This is a genomic window from Streptomyces sp. NPDC127190 (genome assembly GCF_042672505.1).
In the GTDB taxonomy this organism is placed as follows: domain Bacteria; phylum Actinomycetota; class Actinomycetes; order Streptomycetales; family Streptomycetaceae; genus Streptomyces.
In genome coordinates this window covers 1-18,349 of sequence record NZ_JBHXVE010000046.1, presented here as the reverse complement: position 1 = coordinate 18,349, position 18,349 = coordinate 1, and the positions used below count along the sequence as shown (strand labels likewise).

Below are 18,349 nucleotides of genomic sequence, written 5' to 3'. Positions count from 1 at the left end.
ATGTGAAGGACGGCACCGTCAGCGACGTCGACCCCGGAGAGTAGGAGAGGGCGACGATGAGCCTGTTCGGGGACGGCCTGGACGCCGCGGTGAGTCGTTCACCCGTCCGGCGCCCAAGAGCGCGGGCGCGTAGACGCGGTACCTCGTCAAGCAGCTGAAGGGCACCAGGGCGGTCGCTGTTCGCACAAACGACCGGTGCCCTGGCCAGCCACGCCTACGACCACCCGCTCATCGCCGCCGGGGCCGGCACCCTGCTGGAGGAGATCCGCCAGCACATCCCCGACCTGGACACCGTGGTGGTCGCGGTCGGCGGCGGCGGCCTGTTCACCGGCGTCACCACCGCCGCCCAGCACCACGGCATCCGCACCGTCGCAGTCGAACCGGAGAACTGCCGCGCCCTCAACGCCGCCCTCCAGGCTGGCGCCCTCATCGATGTCACCGTGGACTCGATCGCCGCGGACTCCCTCGGCGCGCGCCGCACCTCGGAGATGGCCCTGCACGCCGCCCGGCAGGACCGAGTGCACTCCGTCCTCGTGCCGGACACCGAGATCATCCGCGCCCGACAGGCACTGTGGGACCACCGCAAGGTAGCCGTCGAGCACGGTGCCGCCACCGCTCTGGCCGCGCTCACGTCACCGGACCGCCACGTCCCCGACCGGGACCTGCCGGCCCGGCCCGGCGCTGTGAGCCGGAGCTACCGGCCCGGCAACGGCGAGAAGGTCTGCGTGGTGCTGTGCGGAGCGAACACGGATCCCTGCGACTTGGTGAATCGGCCCACCGCACACTGATGAGCGGCCCAGGGGGGGGGAGGAACTCCGTCGGCGCTGACGGCGAGAGGGCCGCCCGGAGCTTGTTTGCCGCGACTCGTTCCCGGAGGCCGGGGCAGGCGGTGCTCGTGGATGTACTCAGCGGCTGTTTCGGCGCTCCGGCCGCCGTTGCGCCAGCTTGTCGGCCGGGCCCGTGCTGCGGACGGTCCTGGTGCGGCCCGGCCGCCCGCCCGGGCCCTGGGACGACGCTGAGCGCCGTGAGGGATGCTGTCCACCGCGGCGGTCGTTCGAGGACCGTTTCCCCGGCCCAATGCTTGGACTTCGTAGGCCAGTAGCCCCGGCCGAGGGGCTCGGCGGAAATATGTCAGAACGGTGAGCGGACCGTCGGCCGCTCTTGAGTAGAGGAGCTGACGGCCCTGGGGCGGGGGCCGGGGTCAGTGCAGTGTGCTGATCTCAGCGGCGGAGAGCGTGCGCGGGTAGACGTGGACGTCGGTGACGGATCCGGGGAAGGCGAGGTACGGAGTGCTGGCTGCTGCGCTGTTGACGCAGCCGCCGACGGTGAGGGGCATGGAGGAGTCGTACTGGGGGCTGAGGTTCTTGTCCGTTCCCATCAGGGTGCCGTTCTGGTAGAGGGCCATGACTCCACTGCTGGAGTCTCCGGCGACGGGTGCCCGGTAGGTCGCGACGAGATGGGTCCAGGTTCCGACCGTTGCGGTGTTGGGGGCTCCTTCTGCGGTGGGGAAGTCGGAGTTCTCGTCGTTGGTCGTCGTGGTCTGGAACATCCAGGCGGCGCTGGGTTTGTCGTAGGACAGGTAGAAGGCCTGGTGCTGTGTCGTGCCCTGGCACAGAGCGGTGGTGCCGAGCGCCTGGTTGATCTTCACCCAGGCGGACACGGTGTAGTCGCCGAGGGTGTTGACCGCGCTCTGCCTGCTCTTGAGGAAGCCGGTGCTGCCGTCGAAGGCGACGCTGCCCGGCATCCCGGTGGGGGCGTCGGTGCCGAAGGTGGCGCTGCCGGATGCGGTGAGGGGGTTGAGGGAGGCGGTGTCGATGCCGTTGGAGGAGAGTTTCCACTCGTCCTCGGGCATGCCCTTGTCCCAGCCGGTCGGCACGATCACGCTGGCGGCGCCGGCCTGGCTCGCCGTCATCGCGTAGGGGTAGACCTGCACGTCCGAGACGGAGCCGGGGAAGGCGTTGTACGGCGTGGTCGCATCGGAGCTGTTTATGCAGCCGCCGATGGTCAGGGGCATGGAGGAGTCGTACTGGGGGGTGAGGTTGGTGTCGGTCCCCATGAGGGTGCCGTTCTGGTAGAGCGACATCACTCCTGTGTTGGAGTCTCCGTCGACGGGTGCGGTGTAGGTGACGACCAGGTGTGTCCAGGTGCCCACTGCCCCGGTTCCGGCGTCTCCCTCCGCGGTGGGGAAGGCGGCGTTCGCGTCGTTGGTGGTGGTGGTCTGGAACATCCAGCCCTTGTTGCCGCTGTCGTAGCCGAGGTAGAAGGCCTGGTGCTGGCTGGTTCCCTGGCAGAGGGCCGTGGCGGCAGCTGCTGAGTTGATCTTCACCCAGGCGGAGACGGTGTAGTCGTTGAGGGTGTTGACGGCGGTGTGGTCGCTCTCGAGGAAGCCGGTGTTGCCGTCGAAGGATGCCGTGCCGGCGCTGGCGTTGATGGCGTCCGGTCCGTCCGGGTTGAAGGCGGCGCCGCCGGTGGCGGTGAGGGGGTTGTCCGTGTTGCTGTCGGTGCCGTCGGTGGCCAGCTGCCAGTCGTCTGCGGGCGTGTCGCTGCCGGCGGTGAGGGGGACGATCAGGTTCGGCGCGATGTCGACCACACCGGTGTTGGTGTCGTTGAGGTACTCGGCGGCCAGGTCGGTGTAGTAGCTGTCGGTGGGACTGCCGTTGGAGAGGTCGGCCGCGGTCACGGTGGAGGACTGCGGGTCGTGGCTTGTTGCGACCGCCGCGGCGAAGTCGATGACCTGGCCGGGGTAGGTGGACCTCAGGAAGTCGTTGACCTCCAGACGCGCGGCTTCCTGCGTCGCGGTTGCGGGGTGGACGGCCGTGAACGGCGGGATGGTCGCGAAGTACACAGTGACGGCTGAGTTCTGGTCGACGGAGATCTGGCTGTCGTCGGTGCTGTAGGCGCTCAGCTGGCTGCCGAGCGCGGCGAGGCCGCTTTCGACGGTTGTGGCACAGGCGTCAGCGCTGGCGTCCTTGCAGCTGAGCAGGTCGGTTGCGCCGGTGGAGACGAGGACGGTACGCACGTTGCTCTGGGCCAGCACGTTGCGGTCGACGGGATTGGAGGCGCTTCTTGGGATGCTGGCGGTGTTCTGCGGCAGCAGGCTGCTGGGGCTGTTGCCGTTAGAGCCCGCGTTGAGGACGCCGTAGTCCACGGCGTTGTCCCCGTTGGGGTCGGTGACCATGGCGTTGGTGATGGCATCGCTGAGGTGGTGCCGGCCGTCGCCGCTTGCGGTGTCCGCGTTGACGCTCTGGTCTCCGTAGAGGACCAGCGAGCCGGTGGGAGTGGTGGTGGGTGTGGTGACGTCGATGCCGGAGAGGTAGGGCAGACCGGTGTAGGTCGTCGCCTTGTAGCTGCCGGCCGTGGTGTCACCGGTGTGATCGGCGGTGTCGCTGGTCACCCACACGGGTGTCTGGGCGATGTCGTGCCCGGGCATGGCGGTCACTGAACCGTGTATGTGGAGGCTGACCAGGATGGTGGTCTGCTGGTCGGCATGCAGGGCTGCCGGGTCGCTGGTGACTTCGCCTCCTGCCGGGATGGTGACAGAGGAGGAGCCGTTGAATGCCAGCGCGGTCGGCTTCGCTGTCGCGGTGGCGCCGCCCGCAGTGCTGTCCTGGACGGCGACGGAGGCCGCGTCGAAGGTCACCGGGGTGGTGCCCATGGCGTTGGACAGGTGGATGCGTACACCGTCACCGGTGTCGGTGCCGATGCTGATGTGCGCGGGGATGCGGAGGTTCTGCCCGCTGATGGTGGCGGCGCTGCCGCCGGCCTGGAGCACCTTGGCGGTGTCCTGAACGGAGGACCAGGTCCCGACCCAGTGCCGGGTGCCCGTGCCGCTGCCGGTCACGGTCGTCGGCCGCAGTCCGAGTCCGAGGATGTGCAGGGATGGCTGGCCGGCCTGGACGCCGTTGGTGAACAGAGGCAGGGTGATGCTGCTGATGGCCGAGCCGGGGCAGTCCAGCGGGACGCTGATGGCGTAGATCTTCAGGCCGGATGGCGGGCTGGTCTGGGTGTTGTTGCTGTGGTTCTCGTGGACGAGGGTGATCGAGGCCGCGGCGGCCGGACCGGTGGTCCAGTCGGGGACGGAGTCCAGTTGGTAGGGCTGGTCGTAGGTGTTGTTGCCGTCCACGCAGTTGTTCTTGGCGTAGGTGATGGTTCCGGTGGCTCCCTTGGCGGTGCCGCCGGTGGCGAAGGCGAGGAAGACCAGGGCGTCACCGTTGTTCATCACGCCGGTGCCCGGCAGGGTGATGGTCTGGCCGGAGGCGAGCATGTTGTCGTAGGTACCGGTGCCGAACTTCGGCAGGGTGATGGTGGCGCCGTCGACGGTGACCGTCTTGCCGCTCTGCCAGCCCGATGCAGTGGTGAGATCGGGGGAGTTGATGCTGTTGCCGGAGCCGTCGGCGTCGGCCGGGCTGGTCGTGGTGGTGAAGGTGCTGGTGGCGGTGTTGTTCAGGCAGCTGCCGGTGGCGTTGATCGCACAGGTCAGCGCCGGGCCGAGCCGCAGCACGTCGACGCCGGCCTGGTAGCCGGTGGATTTGGGGTCCTTGCCGGTCAGGGTGAGCGTGAGGGTGTGTACGCCCTGCTTGAGGGTGAGCAGCTGCCCGTTCGCGTCCTTGGGGATGCCCAGATTGAGGAACTGTGTGGTGGCGTAGGGGCTGTAGGCGTCGAAGCCGCTGATCAGGGTGGCCTGAGTGCCCTGTCCTGCGTCGAGGATCAGGCGGTAGATGCCGTAGTCCTTGGCCTTGGTCAGGTTCGCGCCGAAGCTCCAGGGGCCGTCCTTGGGTACGTCGAAGCTGAGGGTGACGCTGTCACCGCTGGTGACCTTCGAGGTGCTGCTCTTGTTGGCGAGCATGGCCTGGTAGCCGTCGGCGAAGTCGTATCCGCTGCCGGCGGCCTGACTGATCAGCTGGCCCCCGCTGCTGGTGGTCGTCGCCTTGGGCACGGCAGTGCTTGTGCCGTCGGTGTTGGTCGCGGTCCAGCCGCTGATCATCTTGTCGCCGTAGGCGTACGTGGGTCTGCTGGTACCGGCGTAGAAGGCGTAGGACGTCTGGGCGATGGAGGTCGAGCCGGCCTGGTCCACAGCCTTCACGTACAGGGTGTGGGGCCCGGGCGAGCCAGGGGCGAAAGCGGGGGAGGCGCTGCCGTTGATCACGGACGTGCCGGTGCCGGGGCCGTTGTCGGATGTGGCGTAGTAGGCCTTGCCCGGGGTGATCTTCGTGCTGGCCGTCAGGTGATTGACGCCGCTGCTGGTGTAGACGGTGTTGCCGAGGGTGGCGTCCAGCGAGAACAGGTAACCGGTGATGTTGTTGGTGTGGTTGTTGCTCAGGACGAAGGTGCCCGGGTCGCCGAACGCGGCGCCAATCTGCTTGGCCGGGAACTGGCTGGACGTCACCGTCGGCGCGGGCGGGGCGCTGGTGTCCACGGTGAAGGTCTGCGTCTTGGTCCACACTCCCGCGTCGGTTCCCGCCCAGTAGCCGGCCGCGTTCTGGGCTGTGGCTTTCCAGGTGTATGTGCCGTCCGGCAGATATGGCGTGGTCCAGTCACTGCCGTTGGTGTTGTACCGGGCCCGTTCCTTGGAGTCGAGGTTCGGGCCGAAGCCCTTACCCACCAAGGTGCCCGAAGAGTCGTAGACGTGGTAATCGATGCGCACCAGCTCGCTGCCGCCGGCAAGGTCGGGATCGACCGCGCGTGCGGACAGCGTGGGGGTGTGGGTGGTGGTCATCGTCTTGCCCATGCTCAGGATGGACGGCTTGATGGCGGGGGTGCCGGTGCCGCTCTTGAGCTTGGGCCGGTAGCTGTAGGTGACCGACATCGTGGCGCCGCCGCCGTACGCGAGCTGCTTCCACTGGGACGCGTCGTTCATGTCGGGCGACTGGACCATCAGCGACATGCTGCTCCAGCCGCCGGCCGCCGCATCCCGCGCCCGCGAGGTCACGTCGAACTCCAGCGAGGGCGGACTCACCCAGGAGTTGGCGCCGTCGGTGACCGGGCAGGTACCTGCCTCGTGGCTCTTCGGATCAGTTCCGAGTGCGTCGGTGCGCTTGACGGGCTCGTGGCCCCAGTACAGCGAGGAAGAGTTCCATCCGTCGGGGCGGCTTGTGCCGTAGACGGCAGCCGGGGTATCGGTGCAGGAGGCGGCGGAGAGCTGCTTGACGAGCAGCGAAGCGCTGCTGACCACGGCTCCCTTGATGCCGCTGGTGTTGATCTGGTAGTACGTTCGCGCTCGTTCACCGTTGCCGGGATAGGAGTTGTCCCAGCCTTCCCGGGCATTGGTCGCACCGGTCGTGGACGTCGAGTTGTAGACGTTCCACCCGTTGTCGGAGATCCGCGCCCACTCCAGCTGGGAGGGCCTCCCGCTCCATTCGGGGTCCACGTACACCGGGTATCGCGTGGTCTTGCTGGCCAGCATTTTCTGGTCGATGCCGAGCAGTTGCCGGCCCGGCCTGAGGCTTACGCGTACCTGGGCGCGATGGCTGCCGACCTTGCCGGCCGCTTCGTGCTCGGCACGGGCGGCCGAGACGGTTGTGATGTGTGACGGCGCGGCGTCGGCGGACCGTCCGGCACTGTCCCACATCAGCGCGGTGTCACTGTGGAAGACGGTCTTGCCCGTGTGCTTGTCGGTTGCCTGCGCGCCGCCGTCCGTGGTCCCCGTCAACCTGAGATTGGTCGACGCGGTGTTGAGCGCGAGGCGCCGCAACAGGGGACTGGCCGCGGCCTTGGGCGTCTTGATCACCAGCATGGAAGAGTAGCCGGAGGCGTCTGCGGTCAACTGGAGGTCAACGCCGGGCAGTACATCAGGGTAGGTCGCGGTGTCTTTGGCCACCACAGGTCTGGGCAGTTTTCCCGGCCAGGAGAAGGACAGCTTGTCCGCCCCGCTGCGCAGGGTGACCAGGGGGCTGGAGCCGCCGCCGGAGAACGCTACGGCTGTCACGGCGGCCTGTGGTGTCCAGGTCCCGTCGGCTTTGCGGACGAGGGTCGTGTTGACCGGGACCCACTTGCCCGCTTCCTGGACGCGCTGCGGCATCGAGGAGTCGGAGCGGGTGAAGGTGCCGTCCGGGTTGGCTACCACCACAGTGCCGGTGTCGGTGAACTGATCGATGGTCACCGGCTTTCCGGTGGCCTTTGCCTGCGCGGAGGCGGCCTCGGTGGGATTGAGACGGCCAGTGGTGGATTGAGGATCACTGCTTGACGAATCAGCACCGGGCGAGGAGGCCGAAGGGCCGGATGCCGCCTGGGCGGGTGCCATGCCGATCAGCGAGCCGGCAGCCAGGGCGACGGCGAGGAGACTCGCGGCCGGCCGTAGAACGAACGGCAGGGACCCATCTCTGGGTATGCGGGAGGCCAACATCGAAGTTGGGATCCTTCGCAGCTCATGCGGTTCCCCCCCTGGGCCCCGCGCCAGTTCTGCATTCTCAGACGCGGATGCGTGCAGGAGCCATCTTCAGGCGGCCGATGAGCGTCCGTTTTTGACGTATGCGCGTCAGCTTGGGTTCCAAGCCGGGTGATTCCTTTACCTTCCATGTGGAGATGCTTTGCATTCTGTGTCGATCTCGGCACTTAGCGTGAAGATCTGAGGGGGGCGTACCTGACGCTGGCCCCATCGTTGACATGCACTCACATCGCAGCTGTGCCGCGTGACTTGTGCAATTACGGGGATCCAGGAGGGGGACGCACGCAATGGCGTGGACAACGGGGCAGACAAGCGGCCGGGGGACGCGGCTGCGACGCACGGCAGTGATCACCACGGGGGCCTTGCTGCTGAGCTTGCTCCCCGCCGGCGCAGTCGCCGCCGCCTCCCCGGACAAGCCGCATGCGTCCTTGCCGGCCGCTTCGCACGACAAGCCCATCCGCTTCACCCGTGTCACACCCAAGCGCGGCTCTGCCTCCCGGTGGTTCAAGCACTTCGATCCGACGGGCCACACCCGCCTCCCCGTACCGGGCAGTGCCGTGGTCACGCTGCCCATCGCCGCGATTTCCACCAGCCTGACCGCCAAGGCGACTCAAGTCCGTGCCGGGAACACGCCTGTCCTGCTCGGTGCTGCCGCAGGCGCGCGTCCTGGGACGACCGCTGTCACCGCCTCGCAGCGCGTGCGGGTGAGCATCCTCGACCAGAAGGCCGCTCGCAACGCCGGCGTCCACGGCGTGCTCTTCACGCTTCAGCGCACCAGCCCGGGAACCGGAAAGGTCGCGGTACGGGTCGACGACTCCTCGTTCCGCTACGCCTTCGGCGGTGACTACGCCTCCCGATTGCACCTGGTCCAACTGCCCGGATGCGCACTGACCACCCCGAAGCTGGCGCGCTGCCAGACTCAGACGCCGGTCCGCACAGCCCCTGGCACACCGCTGTCTGCAGAGGTGCCCGTGCCGCAGGCAGCCACCACGGCCTCCGGCGCCGGTCTTTCTTCCAACGCGGTGACGACCTCCGGATCCATGATTGTCATGGCCGCGACCTCCGGAACGTCGGGTGCGTCCGGCGACTACTCGGCGACCAGCCTCTCGCCGGGCGGCTCGTGGTCGACCTCAGGGAACACCGGCGCGTTCACCTACCGCTACCCGATCGCGCTGCCCGAGGCGATCGGAGGCGCGACGCCGAAGGTCGACCTGTCGTACGACTCCTCCAGTCAGGACGCACGGACGGAGGGGACGAACGACCAGTCCTCCTGGCTGGGCGACGGCTGGAACACGACCGAGAACTTCATCGAGCGGACCTACAAGTCCTGCAGCGACGACTCCTCGTCCGGTGCCCCGAAGAACGACGGGGACAAGTGCTGGGGCGGGCAGATCCTGACGCTGTCGCTGAACGGCACATCCACTCCGATCGTCTACGACGACGCAACCAAGTCTTTTCACGCCGCTGACGACGACGCGACGACCAAGATCGAGAACCTGAGCGGCGGGAAGAACGGCACCGACAACGGTGAGTACTTCAAGGTCACCGAGAACGGCGTGCAGTACTTCTTCGGCCTGAACCGCCTGCCCGGCTGGTCCAGTGGCAAGGATGAAACCAAATCAGTCTGGACCGAGCCGGTCTACCATGCACACGACGGGGTGTCTGCCTGCCCGGACAGCACGGACTTCGCCTCCACCTCCTGCACCTTGGGCTACCGGTTCAACCTCGACTACGCCGTCGACACCCACGGCAATGCCACCGCCTGGTACTACACGCCGGAAACGGGCTACTACGGCGCCGACATGAAGGACACCGCGGTCGCATACACCCGCGGCGGCACCCTCTCCCGCATCGACTACGGCATGACCTCCTCGAGCATCTACTCCGGCACTGCGCCCGAGCAGGTGCTCTTCGACACCGCCGAGCGCTGCATCGCCGGCACCCCCTCGGGCAACACCTGCGCGGACGACCAGTTCACGGCGGCGAACGCCGCCTACTGGCCGGATGTGCCGATCGATCTGAACTGCACCTCAGGCTCCACCAACTGCACCAACCACGGACCGAGCTACTGGTCCCGTAAACGCCTCACCGCCATCACCACACAGATCCAGACGGGCGGCGCCACCAAGCAAGTCGACAAGTACACCTTCACCCAGTCCTTCCCCGACGGCGGTGACCACGCGCCCACCCTCTGGCTGGACTCCGTCCAGCACACCGGCCTGGACACCCTGGGCGGAGCGTCCGGCAGCGCCTCGACACCGGCAGTGAACTTCGACCCGCCGCTGCAACTGCCCAACCGTGTCGGGACCATCCCGCAGATGCCGCTGATGTACCACGACCGCATCCAGACGGTCACCAGCGAGACCGGCGCCCAGACCACCGTCACCTATGACCGGCCCGACTGCTCCACTGCACCGACGAGCGACCCCAACGACCCCACGGACGCGGCAGCCCAGACGTTCGCATCGACCAACACCCTGTCCTGCTTCCCGGTGTACTGGACGCCCTACGGCCAGCCCTCGCCGTGGATGGACTGGTTCTACAAGTACAAGGTCACCTCCGTCGTCACCGAAGACACGCACAACTCCTACCAGGACGGCTCCGAGCCCAAGCTCGAGACTGACTACGCCTACAAGGGCAACCCCGGCTGGCACTACGACGACGACGAGGTCGTCAAGGCCAAGAACCGCACCTGGGGCCAGTTCCGCGGCTATCCCGAGGTCGACGTCACCACCGGTGATCCCAACGTCTTCCACAAGACCAACGGCGCCCAGATCCACGACCAGAAGACACTGACCAAGACCTACTACTTCCTGGGCATGAACGGCGACACCCTGCCCGGCGGCAAGACCCGCTCGGTGCCGGCGCTCTCCAGCCAGGACGGCACCACCACGGTCGCGGACGACGACACCCTGGCCGGCCGAACCTTCGAGACCGACACCTACACCAGCTCAACCGGCACCCTGAACAAGGCTGTCGTCACCGTCCCCACCACCATCGGCCCCACCGCCACACGCTCCCGCAGCGGCCTGCCGGACCTCACAGCACAGATGGTCCGGACCACCAAGAGCCTCACCCGGGAGTCGGCCTCCTACGGCTGGCGCAAGACCGAAACGGACACCTTCTACAACACGACGCTGGGCAAGCCGACCACCGGCATGCCTGTGCAGGTCGACGATCGCGGCGAAGTCGCCGACAGCGGCAACGTCGCCAAATGCACCTACACCCGCTACCTCACCGGCGCCGTGGACACCCTGGTCCTGCCCGCGGAAGTGATCACCACCGCACAGGACTGCTCCGGCGCCGGCGCCACCCCCAGCGGCTCTCTGATCTCCGACACCCGTACCTCCTACGACGGCAATGCCTTCGCCTACGACGGCGACGGGCAGCAGAACCCGGCCCTGCCCAAGATCGGTGACGTCACCCTCGTTCAGAAGGCATCGGCCTCAAACGGCGCGACCGCGACGGCATTCGTGGACGAGACGGCCACCAGTTACGACTCCTACGGCCGCCCGGCAAAGGTCACCCGCACCCCCCACTCCGTTGCCCCGGACGGCAAGAGCCTCGCTCAGACCATCTACACCTCCTACACCCCCACCACGGGAGAGCTGCCCACCACCGAGACGACCGTCACCCAGGTCACCCCGGGGGTGGACTGCTCAGCAATCACCACATCCTCCAAGGACTGCCAGCTCGCCAGCACCACCATGGACCCGGCCCGGGCCCTGCCCACCGCCAAAAAGGACGCGGCCGGCCTGCTCACCTCGCTCACCTACGACGCGCTCGGCCGACTGACAGCCGTGTGGCTGCCCAACGAGATCAAAGCCAACAGCGCCCCGGCGAACACGACCTACACCTACAACCTGTCCCAGTCGGCCCCGACGACCGTAGCCATCAACACACTGCTCGACAGCGGAAGTTACAAGACCAGTCAAACGCTGTACGACGCGATGCTGCGCCCCCTCCAGGTGCAGGAAACCGCCGAGAACTCCAGCACAACCGTCACCGACACCCAGTACGACTCCCACGGCTGGACGGTCGCCACCAACAACGCCTACAACGTCTCCGGCACCGCTCCCGGCCCCACGCTGATCTCCGTCTCACAGGTATCCATCCCCGACACCACCGTCACCGATCACGACGGGATGGGCCGCGCCGATCTGGTCACCGAGGAGCACGACGGCCTCAAGACGTGGGCCACGACAACTGCCTACACCGGTGACAAGACCACCGTCCTGCCCCCCAAGGGAGCCGTAGCCATCACCACGGCCACCAACGCGCGCGGCCAGAACACGGAACTCGACCAGTACACCGCCGCCCCCACCCTCTCCGGCACCGCAGCCGATGGATACACCGCCACGGGCGGCACCACCTCGTCCACCACCTACGGCTACAATCCCGCAGGACAGCAGACACAGGTCACCGGCCCCGACAAGACGCAGTGGACGTTCGACTACGACCTCCTCGGCCGCAAGACGTCCCAGACGGACCCGGACACCGGCAAGAGCAGCTACAAGTACGACGACGCCGGCAACCTGGTATCCACCACGGACGCCAGGAAGACCGAACTCGACTACACGTACGACCTTCTGGGCCGCAAGCTCACCGGCACCGACAAGTCGAAGTCGGGATTCCAGTTCGCATCGTGGGCCTACGACACCCTGCGCATCGGCCTGCCGACCTCCTCCACCCGGTACGTCCAGGGCACCACCGGCGGCTACACCGTCGCCGCCACCGGCTACACCGTCCTCGGCAAGCCGACCGGTACCAAGATCACCCTTCCGGCGTCCGAAGCACCACTGCCGTCGACCTACACGACGACGTACACCTACACACTCAGGGACCAGCTGCTCGCAACCCAGAGCGACCCACGCACCCAAGGCCTCAACAGCGAGGTCATCGGCTACGACCGCGACACGCTTGGCAACCCCACGCAAACCAGCAGCAGCACCAACATCTACGTCGCCAAAACCGTCTACACGAACTATGGCGAACCGTCCCAGGTCACCATGGGCGCCTCCACCAACCCCGCCTCGGCCACCTACAGCTACGACGACCAGACCCGTCGAATGACCGAGCGCGTGGTCAGCCGCACCCAGGCACCCGGACCAACGGTCGATGACACCAAGTACACCTACGACGCCGCCGGAAACCCCACATCCACCACCGACCAGCAGTCGGAAACCGGCAACACCGTCACCGACCAGCAGTGCTACACCTACGACGCTCTCGACCGGCTCACCGACGCCTGGACCGCCAACGACAACTGCGCCGCCAGACCGCCGACCACCTCTACCCTGGCCACCACAGCCGGCTCCTACTGGCAGAGCTACAGCTACGACGCCATCGGTAACCGGCACCAGACCGTCGATCACGCCATCGGCAGCTCCGGCACCACCGTCACCACCACCTACACCGACGGCTGCACCACCAACTGCAACTCCACCGGCACTCAGCCCCACACCCTCACCGCCACCACCGGCGGCACCAACCCCACGGCCTTCGGCTACGACGAAGACGGCAACCTGCGCACGCGCACTCCGCGCACCGGCCCCGGTCAGACACTGACCTGGGACGACGAGAACCGCCTGGCCCAGGTCGACACCACCGGCTCCAGCCCGACGGCCACCAAATACCTGTATGACGCCGACGGCAACCAGCTCATCCGCCGCGATCCGGGCCAGACCACACTGTTCGCCGGCGACACCGAGATCGTCGTCAACACCAGCGTCACCCCCAATGTCCTCCTCGGCGCCGTCCGCATCTACGCACACGGCGGCACCGGCAGCCCCGTGGCCGTCCACTCCAGCCTCCCGGGCGGCGGGGTGAAGTACCTGTTCAACGACCCCCACGGCACCGCGACCCTGGCCATGGACACAACCACCCAGCAAGTCGCCCGCCAGCAGTACACCCCCTACGGCCAGCCGCGCACGAGCGCCAACCCCACAGCCTGGCCCGACCCCACCCACACCTACCTCGGTAAACCCCAGGACACCTCCACCGGCTACACCGACATCGGAGCCCGCAAGTACGACCCCACGCTCGGCCGCTTCATCAGCCCAGACCCCGTCTTCGAAGCCACCAGCCCTCAGCAGCTCGGCGGCTACACCTACTCCGCCGACAACCCCATCACCAACAGCGACCCCACCGGCCTCTTCCTGCCCGACATGAACGGTGGCTGCGGTCACGACTGTGACGCTCCGGCGCCATCCGATGGGGACAGCCGATCAGACGGCGGCAACGTGGCGGGGAACACGTGGCAGCCCTGCCCCCGTAAGTGCGGAGAAGACCCGGCGGGTTGGAACGCCGTGCGGAAGGCCGATAAGGCCGAGACAACCGACCAGAAGATCCACGACTTCGAGGCCGTGGGCATGATCTCGTTTGGCCTGTTCGCCGCTCTGCCCGTTGGCACGGCCTGCATTGAAGGCGGACCTCTCATCGGCCCCGCCTGCGTAAGGGGAGTCGGAGCGTACGGAGCCGCTGTGAACGGCATGTTCAGCGGAGCCGACGAGGGTCTGGGAGAACCAGAGCCGACGCCGCGTGGTGGATGCAGTTTCACTCCCACGACACGCGTGCTCATGAAGCACGGTAAAACAAAGGCGATAGCCAAGATCAAGGTCGGCGACTCCGTCGAAGCCGCCGACCCCAAGACGGGCAAGCACCAAGGCCCCCGCCAGGTCCTCGCCAGATTCATCAACCACGACAACGACCTCATCGACCTCACCGTCCACACGTCACCCGGCCACTCGGCAACCCTCCACACCACATCCCACCACCCCTTCTGGGACGACACGGAGCACACCTGGGTGCCGGCAGGGCACCTGAAGACGGGCCACGCCCTGAACACTGCCGCAAACGGCCACGTCCGCATCCTCACGGTTCGGGTGCGTCGGGGTGCGGCGGACATGTACAACCTCACCGTTCATGAACTGCACACGTACTATGTTGTGGCGGGCGGCGTCCCGATCCTGGTCCACAACGCCTGTCCGAACCCCATTGGGGAATTGGGAGTCTCCGGGCGAGCGAGCTTTTCGCGACTCAAGACCGCTCTCGATGCTGCCACCAGTCGCAGCGCCGCTGAGGTGCGGGCTTCATTGACCCCTGAGCAGATCGCAGCGGGGCAGGAGAATCCTTGGTTGCAGCGAGCGTTCTACGGTTCGTCGGTGGAAAGTGCGGTGGCGGATGACCCGGCTGTCCTAGCCGATGGGAATATCTCGCACCTTGGAAATGCGATGCCTGGGCAGAAAGTCCCCGACTTCCACATCACTGTGGGCAATAAGACATTCGGTGTAGATATTACTGGGCCTAGTAGGACTGCGTGGTCTAGCCATATGGGTAGATCCTACATAACGAGTCCATATCAAATCATGATATATAATGCGCCCTCGAATGAATTCCTTGCCCAAGTGTTCAGGTAGGCTGAGTCGACTCGGAGGAGGGAAGTCGGTCATGGCAGTTCGCATCGAGGGTCAGTCGATCCAAGGAGTTAGGATCATTGGATCCGGTCGGGCGTACTCGGGAGTCGAGTTGGTGCGTGACACTGTGAGCACGTGTGTTGTCGCCCAGTTCGACGACCCGGGCTACGGGTTGGTGGTCCGAGACACGCTTGTCCAGGGCTGCACGGTAGACCGCTGTCAGGTCCAAGGGGTGTACTTCGAAGGGGTGACGGTCGACGGCCTCAACGCGAAGCAGATTCACCGGCTGTACGGGTGCGTTTTCAATCGCGTGGTACTCAAGGGAAACATTGGGCCGATCATGGTCATGCCTCCGCATAGGGGGCTTTCCGATCGAGAGCTGCATATTGCTGGAATGGTGGAGAAGTATCGAGGTGTCGAGTGGGCGCTCGATATTTCCGAAGCCAGCTTTGTTGACGCAGACTTCTATTGCGTGCCTGGCGATCTGGTCAAGTATGACCCGGAAACCCAGGTGCTTCTGCGGCGTGATAAGTTCGATGGGATACACGCCGGGGACCTTCCGACGTATGCGGGCATCTGGGTCAGTCGATTTACTGAGACGCCATTTAATTCAATCGTGGCAATCGCTCCTAGGCGATCCAAGAGCTTCTCGAAGTACATGCAAGATATCGAATGGCTGCATGAACAGAACTTGGTCGGATAATGATACGATGGGGGTTCTTTCGGCGGGGCCTCACTTCGAATTTTGCGCCAACAGTGGCAACACGTCAGCGCACCAAGAAGCCCCGCCGGATGCATTCCGGTGTGGGCCGATGGGTTGTCTAACGGCAGTAGTTGACGCTGTGGTTGAAAGGGTAGCGTGATAGTGTCAGTCCGATCCCGGCGATGAAGCCGCGGTTCTTCGTGGGCGGAGCGAGGTCGTCGATCGCGCGGGGTTCGAGGTTGGCCAGGGACTTCTTCAGGGCCCAGACGCCTTCGACGGGGTTGAGTCGGGTGCGTAGGGCGGGACTGACGATGGTCAGCGGGCGGACCAGAGAAGGATGCCGGCAATGTGGAGTCCGGCAAGGTAGATGGTCGCGGTCTTCTCATAGCGGGTCGCGATGCCACGCCACTGTTTGAGGCGGTTGATGCACCGCTCGACGGTGTTGCGCTGCTTGTAGGTCTGGCGGTCGAAGACCGGTGGCCTGCCGCCCTGACTTCCTCGACGCAGTCGGTGACGTTGTTGGTCTGCCGGAACAGGGATCACCGCGCGGATGCCACGTTTGCGCAGATGGTCTCGGACCGCGCCGGAGGAGTACGCCTTGTCGGCCAAGACCATGTCGGGCCTGGTGCGGGGCCGTCCTCGGCGGCGGGAAACGCGCAGACGGGCCATGATTTCAGTGAAGGCGGGGGCGTCGCCGGCCTGGCTGGGGTGAGAGTGAACGCGAGGGGTCGACAGCGCCCGTCGGATGCGATGTGGATCTTTGTGGTTAACCCGCCGCGGGACCGGACGATGGCATGGTCGGCCGGTTCGCCAGCCAGGGCCCCGGCCGCGTGCTGATGAGCTCGCACGATCGTGGAGTCCACCGTCACAGCCCAGGCCAGGTCCTCCTCGGCGTCGGCTTGAGCCATTAGCGCGATGAACACGCGCTCCGAGGTGTCGTCGGCGGCCCAGATTCGCAACCGGTTATAGACGCCCTGCCAGTTGCCGTACTTTTCCGGCAGGTGGACCCACTGCGTTCCGGTCTGGAACTTGAAGGCGATCGCGTCGATCACCTCATGGTGGTCCCGCCATCGGCCACCTGGCTTCGGCGTCCGGTCGGGAAGCAAAGGCTCGACACGCGCCCACTGCACGTCAGTTAGCGGCATATCGGATCAACGATCCGCTGATGGGCGGGCATCGGGGCGGTGCGCCGGTTCCAGCGCAGCGCGGCATCGGGCAGGTTCAGGTCCCGGTGGATCTCGATGGCGTCGGCGGCCGTGCGGGCCGGCGTGTAGGAGCTGATCCACGAGGGTTCGCCGCCGAGGGCGGTGTCAGCGCGTTCCAGGAGCCGTTCGGAAGCGGCGAGCGCGGCGCCGGCGGCGCGGGCGTCGTTGAGCCGGGCGTGGGCGCGGCCTCGTCGAGCTTGGCGAAGGCGAGAACGCGGGGGGCCGCGTGGTGGCGGGTGTGGTCGTGTCGTCCCTGCGCCCGCGGGGGTAGCTCGAGCGGCTGTCGCACCTCGCGGAGCGGCAGGCAGTCGTCCCCGCGCCCGCGGGGGTGGCTCCCGACCTCCTGGGGCAGCTGGCGAGCGGCGTCACCCAGGCCAGCCGATGAGTCCCCGCACACACGCAGGGTCGGACGGCACCCGCCGGCGCGTAGCGTCGGGCACGGATGCGAGGTGCCGGGGGAGTGATGGCGGCTTGGGTCAGGGGGCGGGGGAGAGCAGGGGCCATTGGCCGGCACACCCCCTGCTGTATCCCATGTTCCACATCTGCGGTCCCGTTCCCACCGCACCCCTCCCAGCCCCTCCAGAACGTTGGCGAGCGGTTCCAGTAACGCCGCCGCCTGCCCGGGCGCCCCGGCGCACACGCACAGGGCGCGCACCACAGGCGCCACCACCTCGCGGAGCGCCGCGCGCTCATCGCCTTCAGCGGTCGCCGCGAGATGGTGCAGGTCCTCCACCGCGCTCTCGCAGGCTAGGGCGAGGGCCAGGTTGAAGGGGTGCAGGGTGTCGGCTGTCCCTTCCGGTGCGGCCAGCTGTTCCCGCACGTGGTCCGGCTCGGTCAGGCGTCATCGCAGATGATGCCGCTGTTTCTGCAGTTGTTACGTGGCAGGTCCAGCGGGAGCTGCGCCAGCTTTTCCCCGACTGTTCCGGCGGACACTGCCGTCGCACCGGGCGCCTGCTCGGCTCCCCCCGTTCGTGTAGCTGTTGCCGAACGTGGCGTTGCCGACGCTTCGTGATCACCGGAAGTTGTGCCTGCCTGCGCGTCAGCCCCCGCTGGCCACCCTCCAGTCGTGCCTCAGTTCCTGAAGCCCCATCAACCGGGATGCACCGCTGGAATGACGCCGTCCTGCCCGCGTATCCGGTCGGTCTCCGTCGTCGTGGCGCCGACGGGGTACGGCCGTCACCCGCGAGTGGAGTGCGACTTCAGCGGATGCGGTGCTTGCGCCAGAAGGGGGCGAGGTCCCTGTGCGTCATCGACTGTGCGGCCTTCTTGAAGTCGGCGGTGGTGGAGACGCCGTACCAGTGGTCGTGGGCGTACTTCTTGATGAGGCGCGCCATGGTGCCGGCCCCGAGGACGTGCTCCAGGTCGGCCAGGACGCAGGGGCCGATCCCGTACACGACCTGGAAGTACTCGCTACGGTGTGTAGACCAGTAGGCCATCGAGTTGGTGAGCGCGGCGGTGGCGCTCGGCCAGGAGTCGTCCGGCGAGCATTCGAACCCGTCCCAGCGGTAGTAGCGCGCGTTGGCGTACTGAGCGAAACTCTCGTCCAGCCAGGGTGAGTTGTACTCGTCGTTGCCCACGACGCCGTACCACCACTGGTGGGCGATCTCATGGACGGTGGCGCCGCCCTCCTCCTTGGTGCCGA

5 protein-coding genes and 1 pseudogene are annotated in these 18,349 nt (G+C 66.7%); 3 read left to right on the top strand and 3 right to left on the bottom strand.

Annotated elements, in window-relative coordinates; all coding sequences use genetic code 11:
* Positions 1–179 precede the first annotated feature (179 nt).
* Positions 180–788 (top strand): annotated as a pseudogene (locus ACFVIU_RS37710) (pyridoxal-phosphate dependent enzyme); the annotation flags it as partial.
* 413 nt (positions 789–1,201) lie between these two features.
* On the opposite strand, the gene ACFVIU_RS37705 reads toward ACFVIU_RS37710, so the two are convergent.
* Positions 1,202–7,099: a LamG-like jellyroll fold domain-containing protein gene (locus ACFVIU_RS37705; RefSeq protein WP_385848213.1), complete on the bottom strand. Its 5,898-nt coding sequence runs from the start codon at positions 7,097–7,099 to the stop codon at positions 1,202–1,204.
* A 647-nt stretch (positions 7,100–7,746) separates the two neighbouring features.
* Here ACFVIU_RS37705 and ACFVIU_RS37700 point away from each other — a divergent pair.
* Together ACFVIU_RS37700 and ACFVIU_RS37695 are read left to right on the top strand one after the other, a co-directional pair.
* Entirely contained in the window at positions 7,747–14,802 is a 7,056-nt protein-coding gene (locus ACFVIU_RS37700; protein WP_385848211.1) for a polymorphic toxin-type HINT domain-containing protein, read from the top strand.
* Between the two features lie 31 nt (positions 14,803–14,833).
* Positions 14,834–15,502 carry a hypothetical protein gene (locus ACFVIU_RS37695; protein ID WP_385848209.1) on the top strand — a complete coding sequence of 223 codons (669 nt, stop codon included), beginning with the start codon at positions 14,834–14,836 and terminating at the stop codon, positions 15,500–15,502.
* 315 nt (positions 15,503–15,817) lie between these two features.
* Here the strand turns inward: ACFVIU_RS37695 and ACFVIU_RS37690 are convergent.
* A protein-coding gene (locus ACFVIU_RS37690; protein WP_385848208.1) for an IS5 family transposase occupies positions 15,818–16,647 on the bottom strand; the annotation gives its coding sequence in 2 pieces (ribosomal slippage) (positions 15,818–16,209 and positions 16,209–16,647; 831 coding nt in all).
* A gap of 1,259 nt (positions 16,648–17,906) precedes the next feature.
* Positions 17,907–18,349: M1 family aminopeptidase (locus ACFVIU_RS37685; protein ID WP_385848206.1), on the bottom strand; the 443-nt coding region annotated here is incomplete at its 5' end.